The following is a 19,341-nucleotide window of genomic DNA, read 5'->3' as shown; positions in this document are numbered from 1 at the left end:
ACTGGAACCCTTATGTAAAGGGTACCGTTACTGGAAGGTTCACTCATGTCGCAAACCATCACGCTTTCTGTAGACAAAATGCATTGCGGGTCCTGCGTCGGTCGTGTTGACCGTGCTTTGTCAGCTATCCCCGGTGTGGAGCAGGTCGCAGTGAACCTCGCGACCGAGCAGGCGGTGGTTACAGGTTCTGGTGCAAAGTTGGCGCGGGCCGCTATCGGAGCAGTTGTTGCGGCAGGGTACCCTGCGCGGCTTGCTGATGACAGCGACGCGGATAAAACAGAGAAACGGAAAGACGAGGCGAGGGCGCTTCGCAGACAGGTTATCAGTGCGGCGTTTCTGGCGGTGCCTGTTTTTATCCTTGAAATGGGCAGCCATGTATTTCCTGCGTTTCACCATTTTGTCGTGTCCAACATCGGTCAGACGAACAGCTGGATCCTGCAAGCGGTCCTTACCACGCTGGTCTTGGCCGGTCCGGGTCGGAGCTTTTATCGTGACGGGTTCCCGACCCTGTTCAAAGGCGCGCCAGACATGAACAGCCTTGTGGCTGTCGGAACCATGGCCGCCTATCTCTACTCGATGGTGGTGCTGCTCTTGCCCGGCCTTTTGCCTGTCGAAGCGCGGAATGTCTATTTTGAGGCGGCGGCGGTCATTGTCGTCTTGATTCTGCTGGGCCGTTGGATGGAGGCCCGCGCCAAGGGCAAAACCGGTGCGGCCATCAATGCGTTGGTGCGTCTGCAACCGTCGCAAGCTCTGGTCCTGAAGGACGGTGTCTCGCAAAGTGTCCCTGTTGAAACGCTGGTTCCCGGCGATCTGGTTCTGCTGCGTCCCGGTGAAAGGGCTCCGGTAGATGGAGAGGTTGTCGAAGGAGAAAGCCTTCTTGACGAAAGCATGTTGACGGGCGAACCCATTGCGGTGGCAAAAGCCCCCGGCGACGTCATAACCGGCGGCACGATAAATGGCGCTGGCAGCCTTACAATGCGCGCAACCCATGTCGGAAGAGATACAGTCCTTGCCGGCATCATCCGGCTGGTACAGGAAGCACAGGGCGCAAAACTGCCTATACAGGCTCTGGTCGACAAGGTGACGCTTTGGTTTGTACCTGCCATTCTTGTCATAGCAGCAGCAACCGTTCTGGCGTGGGTCGTGCTGGGTCCGCAGCCCGTTATTTCCTATGCACTGGTGGCAGGGGTGTCTGTTTTGATAATTGCCTGCCCCTGCGCCATGGGGCTTGCGACGCCAACCTCGATCATGGTGGCGACGGGTCGCGCGGCTGAACTGGGTGTGCTCTTTCGCAAAGGTGATGCACTCCAGACGCTTGCAGACGTAGACATTGTCGCCTTCGACAAAACAGGCACTCTGACACAGGGCACACCATCGCTGAGCAGCTTCGTTCCCGCTGCTGGTCGTGATTCAGATGAAACGCTGTCGATCATTGCGGCTGTCGAGGCGCGCGCCGAGCACCCGATCGCGCGCGCTATTCTGCAGGCGGCCTCTGATCGCGGGCTGCAAATCCCTTCTGCGCAGGAAGTGTCGGCAACAACAGGGCTGGGCATTACCGGTCGTGTTGATGGCATTCACGTTCTAATCGGATCGGAACGCCTGTTCGCGGATGAAGGCATTGATGTTTCGGAACTGAGCGAGACCGCTGCACCCCGTGCCGCGCAGGGAGAAACCATATTTTTTGCCGCCTTCGACGGAGAGGCTGTTGCGATGTTGTCGGTGACGGACCCGCTGAAAGACAACGCGGGCAGTTTGATACAGGCCTTGGAAGCGCGAGGCATCAAAACGGCGCTGATTACAGGAGACAAGCAGGCAACAGCGCAATCTGTTGCGCAAAAGCTTGGCCTGTCGCACGTGGTCGCAGACGTCCTGCCCGAGGGCAAGGTAGACGCGGTTCACCATTTGCAGACAAAGGGCCGTGTCGCGTTTGTTGGTGATGGCATTAACGACGGGCCGGCGCTGGCCGCTGCAGATACTGGAATCGCCATTGGTACCGGCACAGACGTTGCGATTCAGTCGGCGGATGTGGTGTTGATGTCGGGTGACTTGCGGGGAATAGAAACTGCATTGACCATTTCCTCTGCCACGATGCGAAATATCCGGCAAAACCTGTTCTGGGCATTCGGCTACAACGTGGCACTGGTGCCGGTGGCCGCGGGCGTCCTATTTGCGCCATTCGGCCTGTTGCTTTCGCCCATGCTGGCAGCCGGAGCGATGGCGGCATCCAGCATTTTTGTTCTGACCAACGCGCTTCGGCTGCGTCTTTTGCGGGGTAGCCGGATATGAATATTTCACAAGTTGCCGCACAAGCAGACCTTCCGGTTAAAACAATCCGCTATTACGAGGATATTGGTCTGATTACGCCCGCGCGCAGCGCCAATGGATATCGCCACTTTGAGGCTGCGGATTTGCACAAGCTGGCCTTCATCGGTCGCGCAAGGTCGCTTGGCTTTACCATTGAAGACTGCCGCAGTCTGCTGAGGCTGTACAATGACCGCGAACGCGCCAGTGCTGACGTGAAGCGAATCGCGCTTGCCCATCTTGATGAAATCGACCGTAAACGGGCCGAATTGAAAGAGATGCGCGATACGCTGGCGCATCTGGTGCACGCTTGCGCCGGCAATGACCGTCCTGATTGCCCGATTTTGGCGGGCCTGTCCCACCCCGACTTGACCACAGACGACTGAAGATCACCTTGCAAGGTATGGGCCATATATTCGAACACCAGATCAAGGTGCTGTTTCAGCATTGCGACCCGGCGGGAATAGTATTTTACCCGCGGTATTTTGAAATGGTGAACCAAACCGTTGAGGAGTGGCATGAAACCGGCCTTGGGACATCGTTTTCGCAGATTCACCTAACTTCTGGGCACGGTGTGCCAACGGTTTCGATTTCGGCAGAATTTGCCGAACCAAGTCACATGGGTGATGTGCTGACATGGCGGCTGCACGTGACCAAGCTGGGCCGCACCTCTGCTGCGCTGCACATTGAAGCGTTATGCGATGGCGTGCTTCGAATGACCGCGCACCCTGTTCTGGTTTACGTAGACATGGGCACAGGGCGTCCTGTCCCCTGGCCTGATCATATCAGGGATCCAATGCAGCGATATCTGGCACTAAACAGTCACTAAGAGCCTAAATTCCGTCCGCCGTCTGTTGCAGCCAGTCATGAACAACATCGGACCCAACGACGGCGCGACGCACCAGACGATCAAATTGACGAGTAAAGCCGCGCACCTGCTCCGCGCCACTGACCACGAGATAAGCGTCGCCGATATAAAGTGCGACACGTTGTTTGCCGAATACCGTAAAAGGGGCGGAAAACGCCTGCGTGCCGTCAAACAGATGAAGCCGAAGTGCCGGATAGTTTTCGCGGCAAATGCGCGCCATGTGGGAAAGCTGACGGTAGGACTGATCGCGCGATGAACCGCGCCACAAGCCGGTGCGTGCCGATAGATCCTGCAAGGTCTGTATCGGCATCGCGATTTCCACGTCCATTTCATCCAGCGAGATCGCCCCCAGAACGTTTTCCACGCCCCCTCCGCGGGCATCCGGTGTGTCTGTCTGTTCCCCGGAACCAAGCTGGATCATATCGGGCAAAGTCGATGGGACATACCTGATCTTGAAACCGGCGGCCTCGCTCCGCCACCGGTCCAGCGGAGTAGAGCCGTCTTTTTCCACGGCGCGTTCGATCTGCACGCGCTCGGCTACCTCCTGCCGCCCCTCCGGCGCATTTTCCAGACCGAGGAGCCAATCCAATGACACACCGCTGACGCGGGCAATGTGGTGCAGAGTTTCTGCGCGCGGTAAACGGTCAGTCTCCAAACTCAGAAACTGGCTGAGTGCTGACCGGTCAATTCCAGTCTGGCGCAGAAAATCGCCACGTCCATTGGGATGGGCTGTTAATACAATCGCAAGCCGCTCTTTAAACAGTCGCGCCAGATCTCGTTTATCCATGGCGTAAACCTACATAAATGATGACTAAACACAACATCATTGCGAAAACATAGTACATGTATTTATAATGTGACGAATCTACTGCGTTGTCCTTGGCGTCCGAAACCAACACGATACTGCAGGCCCGCTAAGAGGCCCAAGGGAACGGGACGATTTAGGCGTGAAAGATTTAATACGCCGCTCCGGCACGGCGGTGGAATGGCCCACGCTTGGCGTGTGTGCAATGTGCTACATCGGGATTTTGGGAACGACTGCGTTTTCAAATACACTGTCACTGACCTTTTCGATGATTCTTCTGGCGCTTTCTCTCGCGCTCTATTCTTCGTTTTCGCACGAAGTTCTGCACGGTCATCCCTTCAAAAAACGCGCCCTGAACGAAGCATTGGTGTTTCCCTCTTTTGGTTTGTTGATACCGTTTGAACGCTTTCGCGACACACATCTTGCGCACCATCACGACCCAAGTCTGACCGATCCCTATGACGATCCGGAAACAAACTTTGTTGATCCGGCGATCTGGAACAGCTGGTGCAGCCTGCGCCGCCGAATTTACCATGTGAACAACACGCTGCTTGGCCGTATCCTTATTGGGCCGGTCATTGGGTTGGCGGCATTTTACGCGTCTGATTTCGGCGCAATCCGCAATGGTGACCGAAGTGTGCTGCGCGCCTATGGAATGCACCTAGCAGGCCTGCTACCCGTATTCGCTTGGCTTGTATGGGCGTCAGAGATGCCGATATGGGCTTATTTAGTCTCTGTTTATGTCAGCCACAGCCTGCTTAAGATACGAACCTTTCTGGAACACCGTGCGCATGAAACAGCAAGGTGCCGGAGCGTGATCATAGAAGACCGCGGACCCTTTGCGTTCCTTTTCCTCAACAACAACCTGCACGCGGTACACCACGCACGGCCCGGTCTTCCTTGGTATAAACTGACGGGGTTTTACCGCGCTCATCGTGCGCATTTTCTGCGTCGTAACGGTGGATATTACTACCGGTCTTATCGGGAGATATTTCAACATTATTTACTGCGTACAAAAGATCCGGTGCCGCACAGCCTCTGGACAGTGACGCCTGACATGGAAACGGCCCGCTCCCGGTAGAATTTTCCTTGCAGTCCGGTGCTTGGTGCCGCTTTGATGCCATTGGCTGCCATTAAAGGAGATTGCGCCCATGACACAGCTGGATGCACCGGTATTGCTGGAGATAGAAAAGGGCGTGGCAGTTGTCACACTCAATCGACCCCGCTCCATGAACGCACTTGCCGAGGACGTGCTGGCCGCGTTGCAGGAAATCTGGGATGGGCTGGCCGGTAATAGAGAAGTCAAAGTGGTGATCCTCCGCGGCGCAGGTGACCACTTTTGCGCCGGTCACAATCTGAAAGAGATGACTGCGCGCCGAGCGGACAGCGATGGCGGCCAAGAATATTTCAATGCGCTGTTTGCCACATGCTCGAAAATGATGCTGTCGATTGTTAATCTCCCACAGCCCGTGATTGCCGAGGTCAAAGGCATTGCGACCGCTGCGGGCTGTCAGTTGGTCGCCACCTGTGATCTGGCGGTAGCAGCAGAGGATGCGCGGTTCGCCACCTCCGGAGTTAACATCGGGCTTTTCTGTTCGACACCGATGGTCGCGCTGTCACGCAATATCGCCCGAAAGAAAGCGATGGAGATGCTGTTGCTGGGCGATTTCGTTCCGGCTCAAGAGGCTCAGAAGATGGGTCTGATCAATCGCGTCGCACCGCGCGACCAGCTTGAAGAGGCCAGCATGGCGATGGCCCGGAAAATCGCTGATAAAGCGCCTGTCGCGATCAAAATTGGAAAGCGCGCCTTTTATGAGCAATCGTATATGCCGTTGGCAGATGCCTATGCCTACACAGGCGCTGCAATGGCCGAAAACATGATGGCCCGCGATACCGAAGCAGGCATCGACGCATTTATTCACAAACAGCCGATGCCCGAATGGACAGGTGAATGATCACCTACCAAGGGTTGAATAACCATTTGCAGGCCAGTGATTAAGGTCTGATTAACCACGTTAAGCCTATGTTCATGCCGCGCGGTGTGAAAGGCGAACAATGTGGGATCTCCTGCGCCAATCTGTCGTTGGCGATGCAGAAACTTTGGATCTGACTGGGATCAGCGATCTTGATCTGCTGTTCGTTGACGGAGCATGGCATCTGATTGTTACCACGCGTGCCGAGCCTGGTTTGACCCTTTTGGCGATTGACCCGCTGACCGGCATGCCATCGCAGACTGACCGTACAACGGTTCCGACCTTTGCAAGCTTTCCACCAAATGGCGCCGAGGTCGTGCACTTCGGGGGCGAAACCGTGGTTTTCTCGACCGGCCGCGCGCTGACACCCTTTGAAACCCATGGAATATTGCCCACGGACGTGATCGCACGCATCTCTGGCGGGTTTGGAGACGTGCTGCAGTCGAGCCTGCGCGCCGCCGACACATTGGTGGTGCAGGGACAGGAGTATTTCGTCACCAGTCAGTTTTCGCTGGGCGGTCTGCAGCTTTTTGGGAAAGACGCCGAACAGCAGGTTACAAGAACCGATGCCGAAGTGTTGCCTGACGGCGATGCGGTATTCTTGGCGAGCGCGACCGTAGGCGCGCGCGGTTTCGTCATCTCGTCCTCACAGATGGGGACCGCGCTGTCGCTGCACGAGGTTCTCCCAACTGGCCTAGAGAGTTTGCCGACGGGATCGCCCGAAGCGATTGTCGGCATCTCGGGCATCGGCGGGATCGAAACGGTCGAACTGGGTGCGGCAACCTTTGTCCTCGTTGCGGGTTCAGGGAGCGCCAGTTTGACGGTTTTACAGTTGGACGAGGACGGCAGCCTGACACCGACCGATCACGTGATCGACACCTTAACGACCCGCTTTGCCGGCGTAAGCGAGATGCAGGTGGTGCGCGATCAGGATCGCGTCATCATCGCGCTGGCCGGAAGCGATGACGGGATCACGCTGTTGCAACTCATGCCCACGGGTCAGGTTATTCTGCGCGCGACCCTCGTCGATGAGAATGACACAACGCTCCAGAACGTTTCCGGTCTGGAGATGCAGGTCACCAATGAAAGGCTCAATTTATACGCCAGTAGTGAAACAGAACTTGGCGTTTCGCATTTTTCTGCCGATTTGGGGCAGGCGGGGTCGCTGATTTCCGCCCAAAACGGTCATCCTTTGGCAGAAGGCAGCGACGCAAACGATATTCTGTATGGCAGCGCAGGTAATGACGCGCTAAGCGGCGGCGCAGGGGATGACATACTGCTCGACGGCCAGGGCGTTGACACTTTGACCGGAGGGGCCGGACGCGACCTGTTTTTTCTCAGCCCAGATCGTCAGCCGGATCGAATAACCGATTTCGAGCGCGGCATAGATCGGATTGACCTGTCAGCACTCGATGCCCGCGTCCAGCCATCAGGAGTTGAAGTGCAGACCACGACGCATGGCGCCCGGATCATTTTTGCCGGTGAATTGACTGAAATCCTCAGTGCGGATGGAGCCGGACTGGATTGGAACGATTTGGGGGGTGAAATGATCTTTCCGTTATCGCACGGCATGATTACCGAGTTTGAAGCACCCGCAGAAGACCCGGCAAACGAACTTGTCGGATCGCTCAGCACCGTGATTTCAGCGGGTCGCACAACCGGGACCGGTGGTCCCGATGGCAGCGGGCTGAACCTGCCTGATCCGAAGAATGTGGTTTTGACGCTCGATGCGGGACACGACGTTTTGGTCGGTACATCGCAGGATAACACTCTGAACGGTGGCATCGGGGATGATACGCTGGCAGGGGGCGGTGGCGATGACGTGCTTATCGGCGGCGGTGGTGCCGACACCTTTGTTTTCGGATCGGGAAGTGACCGGATTGTCGATTTCACAGCGGGCGAAGACACCATCACCCTGAGCAACACCCTATGGGGCGGAGAAGAACTGACGGCCGACCAAGTCGTCGCGACCTTCGGGACGCAGTCGGGCAGTTATCTGCTGTTGGATTTTCCAACCGGCGATCGCTTAACGATCGCACGCGTTACCGATCCCGACGTGATTGCTGATCACTTTGAGTTCTGAGCATACATTCACCCGATCTTGTGACCCCAAAAGCTGCTGCGATCCGCGGCAAAATACCCGTCCGACCCGGCGATTTTCCCCTGCAACTCGACCGTGGTGCCTGCGCTCAAAGAAACGAAATCGCACACAGATACCGTTGTGCGTTCCGAGATGTGATCGCCAGTTATCTCGGTGCGTGAAGTTTCGATCTCGGTAGTGCCGTTCAAAACCAACCGTGCGGCGGTCTGCACCGCACTGGCCGTGTTTTCTTTGAACGTCAGTGTGGCACCAAGTTGATACGTTCCGGAAACGGGCACTGTGAAGGTGTTGGCCGTCGTATCAAATACTGCCTGATCGTTGAACGCCATGTCGTTAACAGCAATCCGCGTCCAAGCGTCTGCAGGGCAGTAATTGTCGAAATTGGTGCTGCCTTTAAAACGCGGAAGGCGTGGCTGGCTCACAATGCCTGTAGCGCCATCGATATTGATCCCATCGTAAAACGTGCTGCCGTCGGGAGAGGTTGAAAACCTCAGGTTGTCAGACCCGAAAAGGCCAAAAAGAGCACGAGTCTGAAAACCCTGTTGAAGAACGAAACCCGCATCATTACTGGAATTTTCCTTGTTTAGGGTCGAAACAAGCGATCCGTCACCACCGTCGGCCTGATACAAGGCTGTCCAGAGCGCCGCATTCAGTTTCGCTGAAAAAGGAGTTTGCGCAGGCGCGGTCATCCCCAGCCCAAAAGCGTCGATGTCCTGCACTTCGTCGCTGTCCAGATCGATCCAGTCAACGCCGTCATGGACCACAATGGCTTCGCGTCCGATGACAAATGCACGCCAGCCCGCGCGAGGCACAAAGAAGCGCCAGCCCTCGGTTTCAAAAAGTGCGACTTCCCCGTCGTGTCCTGCCCATGCTCCTGTTGCAGAGAGCCCGACGATATAGCGCGTGCCTTCGGCTGGGGTCGCAGGGGGAACCTGCGCATCGTCAGAGACGACGGCGAGTTGGGTCACAACATCCAGTATCTGCAATGCTTCGTTATGCGTGACATGCTTTTGTGCCTGATTTGGCAGGATGAACGGCAAAGAAAGGCTGTTTGAAATATCGGCCATCGGGTGCTTCCATGCAGGGGATCAGATTGTTGCACCATCCTTGGAAAGCATTGCGGTGCCATTAGACCCGCGCCCTGATCGGTAACCCGCTGTTAACCACTTGCGAAACCGCAAAAAAGTGTTTCAAAAGCACAGCTACCAAATATTGTTTTCTATCTACTGGTCTTGTGCGCTTATTTGGCTGTAGACCTTTTGAAAATCTGGGCAGTCAGAGGGCAAACCGTGGTAAACTCGATCAAGACACTGGCGGCGTTTTGTTGCGTGCTGGCTTTGGCCGCGTGCTCATTGCCGCGCGGTGCTGCGATCCAGAGCGAAGTTCTTGATGCCCAAGATGCCGAAGACGCGCCTTTTGCCATTGTGCCGGTGACGCAGAACAATTTGGCCGCGCTCGAAACATGGCCTGCCACGGGGTGGAGTGGGGGATATCACTGGTTGGACGTGTCGCGTGGTCCGGCATCCAATGTGATCCGCACCGGCGACAGAGTCGACCTTGTGATATGGGACAGTCAGGACAACTCTCTTCTGACCGCTGTCGAGCAAAAAAACGTCAACGTGGACAACCTCGAAGTATCGCCCTCTGGCACGATCTTTGTTCCGTATGTCGAAGATGTTGTTGTGCGCGGCATGACCCCGGTAGAAGCCCGTAAAAAAATCCAGCAAAGCCTCGAAAGGATTGTGCCGTCGGCGCAGGTGCAGCTTTCGGTCGAGGCCGGCCAGAAAAACTCTGTCGACGTGGTGCGTGGCGTCGCACAACCAGGCAGTTACCCCTTACCCGGGCGTGACTATTCGATTTTGTCGCTGATTTCGGCGGCCGGTGGCGTTTCGTCTGATTTGCGCAATCCCGTTGCCCGATTGATACGGGGAAATAGTACCTACGAGATACCGCTTGAGAGCTTGTTTGAAGACGCATCAAAGAATGTGATTCTGCGAGGAGATGACAAAGTGCTCATCGAAGAAGATGACCGCTATTTTATCTCTCTGGGGGCATCGCGTCGTGAAGAGCTGGTGTATTTCGACAAGGAAAGCATCACCGCTCTCGAAGCGGTTTCCATGGTCGGCGGTTTGTCGGATTACACGGCTAATCCCGAAGGAGTACTTATCCTGCGCGAATACGAGCCTTCACAACTTCGAACCGACGGTGGTGGCCCGAACCGAGAGCAGGTTGTCTTTACCGTCGACCTGACAACAGCGGACGGGCTGTTTGCGGCGGGTAACTTTCAGATCAATCCGAAAGATACAGTTCTCGCAACCGAAAGCCCGGTCAATGGTGTCCGTACAGTATTTGGCATTCTCGGTTCACTCGTCGGAATTACCAACCAGGTCTCAAACTAACGTAAACAGTACGGCGTAATCCGGTCGAACCGTTTCGATATGCGGCGCCCTTTTAAGCCAATCTGAATCACTACTCGCGTTATGCGTGTGTGCTCTGAGGAAATATCGAAATTCGTTAACTTATTTGCCGAACGTGCCTTGCGTTTCCGACGTCTTTACTAAATTTTTACCGAAGTTGACGTGGTTTCTCTGGGAGCGGGATTTTGACTGTTTTTGCTACATTTGAAGGTATTAGTTTGTCATTCGGCGGTGACGCCGTAATCGACGCGGTGGTGCCGTCGCAGTACCAACTGGAATTTAACGATTTTGCAACAGGGACGTTTGGCTACACACTGCCAAATGGTAGCAGCCCCGGCAGCCTGCCTGATGCCGATATCGATACAAACGCGGTCGCCACGCGTCTGAACAACATTCCGGCGGATCTGAATTCACTGTTCAGTGACCCCGGCGACTTTGTCAAAATCGGTGAGATCACCTGGGGCAACGGCGGCGCCAACGTCACGCTCGTGCTGCAAGTCTACGACGCGTCCGCCGACAGTTTGCAAATCTTCCAGCTGTTGAACATTCAGGGTGACGATGTTCCGTCGTTCTCTGATCTGCTTGACGAAAACCCGAACACCGCCATTGCCGCGCAAAGCTTCTTTGACTCAATCACTGGCGAGGATCCGTCCAGCGGCGGAACAGGCGCTGGCGTGGATATTCCGATCCTCAATCTCGATTACACCTCGCTCGATGGCTCGACGGGTGATGACACCATCACTGGCGACGAACGCGATAACCAGATTTTCGGGTTCGACGGAAACGATCTGCTCGACGGTGGCGATGGCGGCGATACGCTGTTGGGTGAATCCGGTGACGATACGCTGATCGGTGGCGCGGGCGACGACCTTTTGAACCCCGGTACAAACGATGACGGCTTTGACGAGGTCAACGCCGGTAGCGGTCAGGACACGATCAACTTTTCTGATGCTGACAGCGAGACATATGTAGAAATCGTGCACTTCGGCCTGAATGCCGGTGTCGACGTGACGATCAATGCGGGTGACGCTAACGGCACTGTCGACAAGGGCGTGAATGGCACCACCGACCTTGTGAATGTTGATAGCGCTATTGGCGGGTTGGGTCTTGGCATCAGAGGTACCGATTTTAACGACACGTTTGACGTGTCGAACGACAACGGCTTTTTGCAGTTACGCGGCGGCGAAGGAGCAGACGGCTATACGATCCAGACTGGGTCGGGGACTGTCCGATTGGATTTCCGCGATGGCACTGAGGGCGCGGTAATTGACCTGACCAATGGCACGGGCCAGATCGTCAACGACGGGTTCGGCAATACAGAAACAATCAGCGGCCCGGGCTTTGTGAACCAGTACCGCTTGACCGATTTTGCTGACAGTGTGGTCGGGTCCTCGGAAAACGAGGCGTTTATTCTGCGCGCTGGCGAAGACAGCCTTGACGGCGGTGGCGGCACTGACTTGATCCGGTACGACCGCAGCGGCGTAACAAATGTCGTCGTCGATCTCGAGGCAGGCGGCTCATCCGGTGGCTTCACGTACAGTGGTACTGCCACCTCCGATTGGCAGGGTACGCCCTCCACCCACTATCTTACCGGTATTGACGACGTGCGTGGTTCGCGTGAAACAGGAGACAATATTGCCGGTAACAGCAACGCAAACCGTCTGGATGGGCGTCAGGGTGATGACACGCTGAACGGCCGCGATGGCGAAGATACGCTTATCGGCGGTGATGGCGACGACGAGCTGACCGGCGGCACAGGCCTTGACCTGTTCGTCTATAATGGCGGCAACGACACGATCACCGACTTTGATCTGGCTAACGAAGAAGTTGATTTGTCGTCCTTTGGTCTGACAGAAGAGGAAGAAGACTCTATCGTTGGTGGAGTTGTCGATGATGGCAATGGCGGCGCACTGATCGATTTTGGCGGCGGGAATACGCTGACCTTGGCGGGAATTACAGCGCAGGAGGTTCTGGACGAGTTGGCAAATGACAATCTTGGCGGCGTCGGCGGAACATTCTCCTTCGACATGTACGCGGTCAACTACAACTTTGATGGCACCGTAGCCACTAGTCTGTCGGCGACCTCGGCGCGCTTCTTCAGCAACACGGACGAAGTGCCATTTGAGAGCTACGACGTCCTTTTCGTGGATGCGAATAGCCTTGATGAAATCGAATTCCGCGACACCGGCAACAATATCGACTTCCAAATCGGCGGCGTCTCGGAAAACGTAACGCCGAAGTTCGATGACAACGACGACGAAGTCTTTATCGGTGATGTCACGTGGAACGATGGCGGTGGTAATCAGACAGCGACCGTTCTGCTTTTCTACGATGTGCAGACCGACACTGACTACCTTATGCAGCTTGATGGCGACGCGCTGCCACAATTCAACAGCGTGGCCAGCTTCAACACATTCCGCGGCCAGATTACCGGTTTCGGAACGACTGGGGATATCTGGGGGCCAGATCCAAACGCCATTGATTTGGGCGCATCACCTTATGCCACTTTCATCGAAAATGACGATGTCATCGATACTGACGACGGCAACCGGATCGTAACCGGTGACGGAAATGACCGGGTCGAAGGGCGCGGGGGCAATGATTCCATTGAAGGCGGCGCAGGCGACGATACGCTCGAAGGCGGCGACGGGCGCGACGATCTGAGAGGCGGCGAAGGTGACGACTCGCTCGATGCTTCGGGTGGTGACGTGGGTACGCAAGAATTTGGCGACTATGTGCGTCCCGGTCTTGCAGGCACAAATGGCGACATCGTTCTCGGACACGAGCAACTCTACCTCGACGGCGGTGGTACGACCGTTTCGTTCGCCGATATTGATGCCAGCGAAGGCGGTGTGGAACTGACGATCAACACCAACGGCGGCGGTACTGCAACCGGATCCGGGGGCGACACGTCACGCATCAACACGACATTTACATTCGCCAACTTCTTCGAAGGCTCGCAAGGGAACGATGTCATTCTGGGTTCCGATGCGGATCGTGACTTTGAAGGGTTCGCCGGGTTGGGTGGCGCTGATGATATTGATGGTCGCGGCGGCTTTGACGTCGTTACCTACGAATTCGAGCGCGAATACTTCAACGGCGCAGGAACCGGCATCTCGGCAAACCTTGCTGCCGGTACCATCATTGATACCCAAGGCAATACCGATACGGTTGCCAATATCGAGGAAATTCGGGGTACGGATATCAACGACACGCTGACAGGTGTAGGTACATCTGACGGTATCAGCTTCCGTGGACTTGGCGGCGCCGACAGCCTGCTTGGCTCGGACGGAAACGATAATCTCAGCGGTGGTGATGGCAACGACACCTTGAACCCGCTCGACAATACCGGCTTTGACGTGATTGAAACCGGGCTTGGAAATGACTCGGTTATCTTGTCCGACGTCCTGATCGGCTATGTCGAACTCAGCCACTTTGATCTGGATGACACTTTCCAGGGTGTTGGGATCACAATTGACGCGACCAACGGTGTGAATACCGGATCGGTCACGAAATCCTCGGGCGTGACCACGATTGTGGATGTTCGCAACCCGCTTCTGGCGAGCGATGATTTCGGTGGTCTGGGTCTCACGGGCACATCGAACGATGACAGCTTTAACGTGACCGGCGCAGAACGCGGCTTTATTCAGCTAAACGGGCGCGATGGTATCGACAGCTACACCTTCGGTGCCAGCGACAGCTTCTTGCGGCTTGATCTCCGGGGTGGGGACAATGGCGTCGATATCGATCTTGGGCTTGGGTCAAATCAGATTATCGACGATGGCTATGGAAACACCGAGTCGATTGTCGGCGCATCCAACATTTCCGAAATCCGCGGCACAGATTTCAACGATGTCATCGTTGGGGATTCGGGCGACAACAGATTCATCCTGCGTCAAGGTACCGATGTTCTTGACGGCGGCGCAGGTGATGACCTTGTGCGCTATGACCGCAGCGGCGTGACCGCGGTAAACATCAATCTTGATACCGGTACAGGTTCGGGTGAGTGGAACGGTCAGGTCTTTTCTCACAGCTATACCAGCGTCGAAGATATCCGCGGCTCGCGCAATGATGCCGACACACTCACAGGCAGCAGCGCAGGTAACTTGATCGAAGGTCGTGGCGGGAACGACACGATTAACGGTCTGGGCGGCGCCGACGAGCTACATGGCGAGGATGGTGCCGACAGCATTGATGGCGGCGACGGCAATGACACGATTTCGGGCGGCGACGGCGACGACACGATCAATGGTGGCGCCAACGACGACATGATCATGGTTGGAACCGGCGAAGACGTCTTCAACGGCGGTGGCGGGATCGACACGCTTGTCTACGAATCCGATGAAACCGGTTTTACGCTGGATATCGACCTGACCAACAACAGCTCGACCGTGCGGGAAAACCCATCTGCCGGGCCTGACGTTTTGACAGGGATCGAAAACATCACGGTCAATGCCGAATTCGACGTTAATGTGATCGGCAACTCTCTCAGCAACGTCTTCACACTTGGGACCGGCGCAGACACCATCCTTGGCGATGGTGGCGTCGATACGATCTTTGGTGGCGGCGGTAATGATGAAATCGACGGTGGTACCGGTAGCGACTCTCTCGTGGGTCAGGGCGGTAACGACTTTATCGTCGGTGGCGCTGGCTTTGACACGCTGGTCGGTAGCAGCGGTAACGATACGCTGGAAGGCGGTGTTGCTGCAGATACCTACAACGGTGGGTCAGGGTTTGACTGGGTTTCGTTCAGCACGGCGGCAGCCAGTGTCCGGGTTGACCTCGCAGTGCGGGTCGCAAACTCCGGCGAAGCATTCAATGACCTGTTTATCAGCATTGAAAACATCATCGGCTCTGATAATCGCGACTTCCTGAATGGCGACGACAACGCCAACGAGATCAACGGTGGTCTCGGGGATGACGTAATCGTCGCGCGTGGTGGCAACGACACGCTGCGTGGTGAAGAAGGCGATGACTTCCTCAACGGCGGTGCAGGCGCTGACGTTCTCATCGGTGGCGATGCGACTGAATTCGGCGACTGGGCGCAGTACAATCAGGCGCTTGTCGGGGTGACGGCTGACCTTGGCAATTCCGGCAACAATACCGGAGAAGCGGCAGGCGACACCTACTCCGGCATCGAAAACCTGTTCGGGTCCAACTTCGATGACACGTTGCGTGGCGACAACACCGACAACATCTTCCTTGGTCAGCAAGGGTCTGACCTGATCGAAGGTCTTGGGGGCAATGACATCGTGTTCTCGAAAGAGGGCAACGATACGCTCAGAGGTGGTGCTGGTGATGATATCCTTGTGGGTGGTGAAGGTGCTGACGAATACGATGGCGGCGCCGACCGCGACAAAGTCCAGTACAACCAGTCTGCAACAGGTGTAACGGTCGATATGCTCAATACCGCCAACAACACTGGCGAAGCGGTGGGCGACACGTTCATCAACATCGAAGACCTGTACGGAACCTTTGTGGCGGATACCCTGAGAGGCGACAACGAAGACAACCAGATCCAAGGTGTTGGCGGCTCTGACCTGTTGGAAGGGAATGGCGGCAACGACACGCTTCTTGGTGCGGGCGGCTTTGACACGCTGGACGGCGGTGCCGGTGCGGATGATCTTGTAGGGGGTGCCGGAACGGATACCGCTCTTTACGCGAGTGCCACCACCGGGCTTGTTGCAGACCTCTTTGCGCCAGTCGCCAACAACACGGGCGATGCGGTTGGGGACATCTATGTGTCCATCGAGAACCTGACAGGTTCTGACTTTGATGATGGTCTGTTCGGTAACAACACGGCCAACACGCTGTTGGGCGGATTGGGCGACGATACGCTTAACGGACGTGACGGTGCCGATGTGCTCTTTGGCGATATTGGTCAGGATGTTCTGAATGGTGGCGGCGGCGCCGACAGCCTTGCAGGGGGTGCTGATTTCGACATCCTGCTCGGGTCGACCGGTAACGACACGCTGACAGGGGGTGGCGGCTCCGGCGACGTCTTTATCTTCCAGGATGGCTTTGGACAGGACACGGTGACTGACTTTGACGCTCTGGACGACACCGAGGTGTTGGATATCTCGGCGCTGAGTGCGGTGACCTTCACTGACTACGCCACTTTCGAGACAAACCACCTCGCAACGGATGGCAGTGACGTGGTCTTTACCGCAGGCGGAGACAGCGTCCGATTGGAGAATGTCACGCTCGGCGATCTCGACGAGAACGACTTTACCTTCTAGGCCGGCGCGGCCTGCAGAAACGTCGTTTCTGGATCGATCACAAAACACCAAACCCGCCGCGATTGTCGGCGGGTTTTTCATTTAAATGTAGCGCCTTCGCCACAGGACACGTCAATTAACGATAATTCGTTGTTTACGGACAAAACGGCGAAAAATGTTGTTATCTTGTGCGGCGTGGGTGGCGTTTTCGATTTTATCGAGTGAGAAGGCGTTAATACATGTCTGGCCAAACCTACACTGGCGACGGTGGCGTAGATCGATTCACCGGCGGCGACGGCGACGACATCTTTATCGGAAATGGTGGTAATGACGTACTCAAAGGCGGTGGAGGTATTGATACCGCAGTCTTTAGCGGGCTGATCACCGATTACAGTTGGTCGCCGACCAGCAAAGGTTACTCAATCAGCGGGCCAGATGGTACTGACAGCTTGCAAAGCATCGAACGGCTCCAGTTCGATGATTTTTCCTACAATTTGGACGGCAACAATCCTGCCATTTATGACTATCCAACCGAAGCGGTTGAGACGGATGTTCTGACACCGGTGAGCTTTACCATCAGCGGCTATGACATCGATGATCCGAGCTACTTTTTCTACATAACGGACTACGTGCCCGGGCTTGTTCGTACGGAACTTGTCGAGACAAGCGTCGGCTTGGGCAAGAGGGTCGACGCGACCTACACATACACTCCCAGCGCCGAAAGCCTTGCTTACCTCGCTGCAGGCGAGGCGCATATCGAAACCCTGCGCTACCGTTCGGGCGGCTCAGATCCTGCGACGGCTGAATACTTCTATGAAGAGCTTATCGTGTACGGGATCAATGACGCGCCAGAACTGGAAACCAGTTGGAGTAATCCGCGGCGGGACGTGACCGAAGACGGCGGGCCGGTGCGTTACGATTTCTCCTTTTACGGTTCGGATGTCGATAGCGACGATGACGGAACAACTCTGACCTATGAGGTGGTGTCCGCCGTCGATACGCTGTCTGTCACCTTCGACGGCAGCGAAATGGTGATCGATCCTTTGGGAAACTACCAACTGCTTTCTTCGGACCAGTACGTTGACGAGACCATCACCATTCAGGCGGTAGACCGGCACGGCGCGCGATCGAATACGCTGGATGTCGATATCCGCGTATACGGCGAGGATGACCCGCTGGAGATCTTTGTCACGCCGAGTGGCGAGATCGATTACGCGGCGCTTGGTGTGACCCCGTCCGCCGAACCGTTTCAAGGGGTCCTTTCCGGCTACGTTGACGATGCACGGCTGCCAGCGCTCTTGACGTTTTCGGATGCGTCCGACCTTTTCGTTTATAACGGATCAGCTTTTTATAATTTTAACGAAAACACCTCAGCCTACAGCTTTTACGAGACGCCGTGGTCTAAGTTCCCAGTCGAGACAGGCATGGGAAACGATACGCTGGTGTATCGTCTGAGTGATGCCAACGTGGGCTTTGGTAGCAACGACTTGTTTCTTGGTGACGGGGAAAACACCACGATCATTGATATGGACGCGGGCAACATTGCCGAGTTCATCAGCAACGATCTGCACTTGGGTACACACTCAAGTCAGTTGATCATCGACATCGACAGCGCCGGATCGGCAAACTTTCATAGCAATGATTTCGTCTTTGGTGACGGCAAAGACTTCATGCAGGTGACGGTTGATGCGTTGGGGGGATCATCCGATTTCGCCGCCTACAGCGTATTGATGTCTCACTCGGATTTTTATCTCGGAGGCGGTGACGATACGCTGTTGATTGATCTCAATGTCGTTGACCGGGGCGAAATCGACTTCTTCGGGCGCATCAGCGCTTGGATGGGTAACGATACGATCGTAATGAACAATCTCGATTCAGCGATCAGTGCGGATTTCCCGTTCGACGGCACGATGGGTTTCTCTGGTACGGTTGACCTTAGCTACGGTGATGATGTGCTCGACTTCTTTTGGAAAGCGGGTGCAAGTGAAACGGTAACCGGCAGTCTCAGCGGCGGATTGGGCTTTGACACCCTTAATCTCTGGGGCGCAAGCGCGGATTGGCAAGTCGTCGTCAAAGGAGCAGCTTGGTACGAGCTGACAAACGGCGGCCAAACCATCGATGTGACCGGTTTTGAGGCGATTTATACGCAGGATGGCAAGTTTCTTCCCGCCGATGAAAACGGCCTGAACGTAATCGAAGGAACGACAAGCCCCGACAGTTACGTCGGTACCGAAGCTGGTGACCTCATGCGCGGGTATGGCAGTGCAGATACGCTGGATGGCGCTGGTGGCGGTGACAGCATCGACGGGGGTGCTCTGAACGACATGCTGTACGGGCGTGCCGGAGACGATACATTGTACGGCGGCCATGGCGAGGACACGATGGAGGGTGGTGCCGATCATGACCTGTTGCTCGGCGGTGACGGCTTCGACAGTTTGAAAGGTGGCTCAGGAAACGATACGCTGCGCGGTGACAGCGGCCTTGATACCTTGCTTGGTCAGGACGGTGTCGACTTCCTCGAAGGCGGATTGCACGCTGACGTCATGAACGGCGGAAGCGGGTCTGACTGGGCTGTTTACGGGTCTTCTGCGCAGGATATCCGAGTGGACATGCTTTACGGCGGCACGAACACGGGTGAGGCGGCAGGCGATATTCTTG

General features: G+C 55.9%; 11 protein-coding genes. 9 read left to right on the top strand and 2 right to left on the bottom strand.

All coding sequences use genetic code 11. The features are described 5' to 3' along the window. Positions 1-45 precede the first annotated feature (45 nt). The 3 genes from AC2D8V_RS16010 to AC2D8V_RS16000 are packed head-to-tail and all read left to right on the top strand — an operon-like array spanning position 46 to position 3,130. Positions 46-2,286, top strand: coding sequence for a heavy metal translocating P-type ATPase (locus tag AC2D8V_RS16010; protein ID WP_484734590.1), 2,241 nt, complete (start codon positions 46-48; stop codon positions 2,284-2,286). Then, a complete protein-coding gene (gene cueR, locus AC2D8V_RS16005; RefSeq protein WP_484734589.1) occupies positions 2,283-2,687 on the top strand; it encodes a Cu(I)-responsive transcriptional regulator in 405 nt (134 codons plus the stop codon). Before AC2D8V_RS16010 ends, cueR begins: the two co-directional genes overlap by 4 nt. Positions 2,688-2,704: 17 nt before the next feature. After that, positions 2,705-3,130, top strand: a complete 426-nt coding sequence (locus AC2D8V_RS16000) for an acyl-CoA thioesterase (protein ID WP_484734588.1) — start codon at positions 2,705-2,707, stop codon at positions 3,128-3,130. Positions 3,131-3,134: 4 nt separating this feature from the next. On the opposite strand, the gene AC2D8V_RS15995 is transcribed toward AC2D8V_RS16000, so the two are convergent. Next, positions 3,135-3,956, bottom strand: coding sequence for a helix-turn-helix domain-containing protein (locus AC2D8V_RS15995; RefSeq protein WP_484734587.1), 822 nt, complete (start codon positions 3,954-3,956; stop codon positions 3,135-3,137). Positions 3,957-4,116: 160 nt separating this feature from the next. Here AC2D8V_RS15995 and AC2D8V_RS15990 point away from each other — a divergent pair, with 160 nt between their 5' ends. From AC2D8V_RS15990 to AC2D8V_RS15980, 3 genes are all read left to right on the top strand, one after another. Continuing rightward, complete coding sequence (locus AC2D8V_RS15990) at positions 4,117-5,055, top strand: fatty acid desaturase (RefSeq protein WP_484734586.1); 939 nt, start codon at positions 4,117-4,119, stop codon at positions 5,053-5,055. A 70-nt stretch (positions 5,056-5,125) separates the two neighbouring features. After that, positions 5,126-5,929 (top strand): enoyl-CoA hydratase, encoded by an 804-nt coding sequence (locus AC2D8V_RS15985; RefSeq protein WP_484734585.1) that lies wholly within the window; start codon positions 5,126-5,128, stop codon positions 5,927-5,929. 100 nt (positions 5,930-6,029) lie between these two features. Further along, a complete protein-coding gene (locus tag AC2D8V_RS15980; RefSeq protein WP_484734584.1) occupies positions 6,030-8,030 on the top strand; it encodes a calcium-binding protein in 2,001 nt (666 codons plus the stop codon). Positions 8,031-8,038: 8 nt separating this feature from the next. Here AC2D8V_RS15980 and AC2D8V_RS15975 read toward each other — a convergent pair whose 3' ends face one another. Then, positions 8,039-9,115, bottom strand: coding sequence for a DUF2793 domain-containing protein (locus tag AC2D8V_RS15975; protein WP_484734583.1), 1,077 nt, complete (start codon positions 9,113-9,115; stop codon positions 8,039-8,041). A gap of 222 nt (positions 9,116-9,337) precedes the next feature. Between AC2D8V_RS15975 and AC2D8V_RS15970 the strand changes: the two genes are divergently transcribed. From AC2D8V_RS15970 to AC2D8V_RS15960, 3 genes are all read left to right on the top strand, one after another. Continuing rightward, positions 9,338-10,447, top strand: a complete 1,110-nt coding sequence (locus tag AC2D8V_RS15970; RefSeq protein ID WP_484734582.1) for a polysaccharide biosynthesis/export family protein — start codon at positions 9,338-9,340, stop codon at positions 10,445-10,447. A gap of 203 nt (positions 10,448-10,650) precedes the next feature. Beyond that, positions 10,651-16,704, top strand: coding sequence for a hypothetical protein (locus tag AC2D8V_RS15965; protein WP_484734581.1), 6,054 nt, complete (start codon positions 10,651-10,653; stop codon positions 16,702-16,704). Between the two features lie 218 nt (positions 16,705-16,922). Continuing rightward, positions 16,923-19,341 (top strand): calcium-binding protein (locus AC2D8V_RS15960; RefSeq protein ID WP_484734580.1); only part of this gene is annotated, 2,419 nt, incomplete at its 3' end.

Source organism: Roseobacter sp. YIN89, assembly GCF_057219365.1.
The sequence above is the reverse complement of the archived record's forward strand: the minus strand, read 5'-3'. Positions and strand labels throughout refer to the sequence as shown.

Coding starts and splice junctions, on each gene's coding strand:
- AC2D8V_RS15985 (WP_484734585.1), top strand. CDS start 5,126: ATGACACAGCTGGATGCACCGGTATTGCTGGAGATAGAAAAGGGCGTG.
- AC2D8V_RS15975 (WP_484734583.1), bottom strand. CDS start 9,115: ATGGCCGATATTTCAAACAGCCTTTCTTTGCCGTTCATCCTGCCAAAT.
- AC2D8V_RS16010 (WP_484734590.1), top strand. CDS start 46: ATGTCGCAAACCATCACGCTTTCTGTAGACAAAATGCATTGCGGGTCC.
- AC2D8V_RS15980 (WP_484734584.1), top strand. CDS start 6,030: ATGTGGGATCTCCTGCGCCAATCTGTCGTTGGCGATGCAGAAACTTTG.
- AC2D8V_RS15995 (WP_484734587.1), bottom strand. CDS start 3,956: ATGGATAAACGAGATCTGGCGCGACTGTTTAAAGAGCGGCTTGCGATT.
- AC2D8V_RS16000 (WP_484734588.1), top strand. CDS start 2,705: ATGGGCCATATATTCGAACACCAGATCAAGGTGCTGTTTCAGCATTGC.
- cueR (WP_484734589.1), top strand. CDS start 2,283: ATGAATATTTCACAAGTTGCCGCACAAGCAGACCTTCCGGTTAAAACA.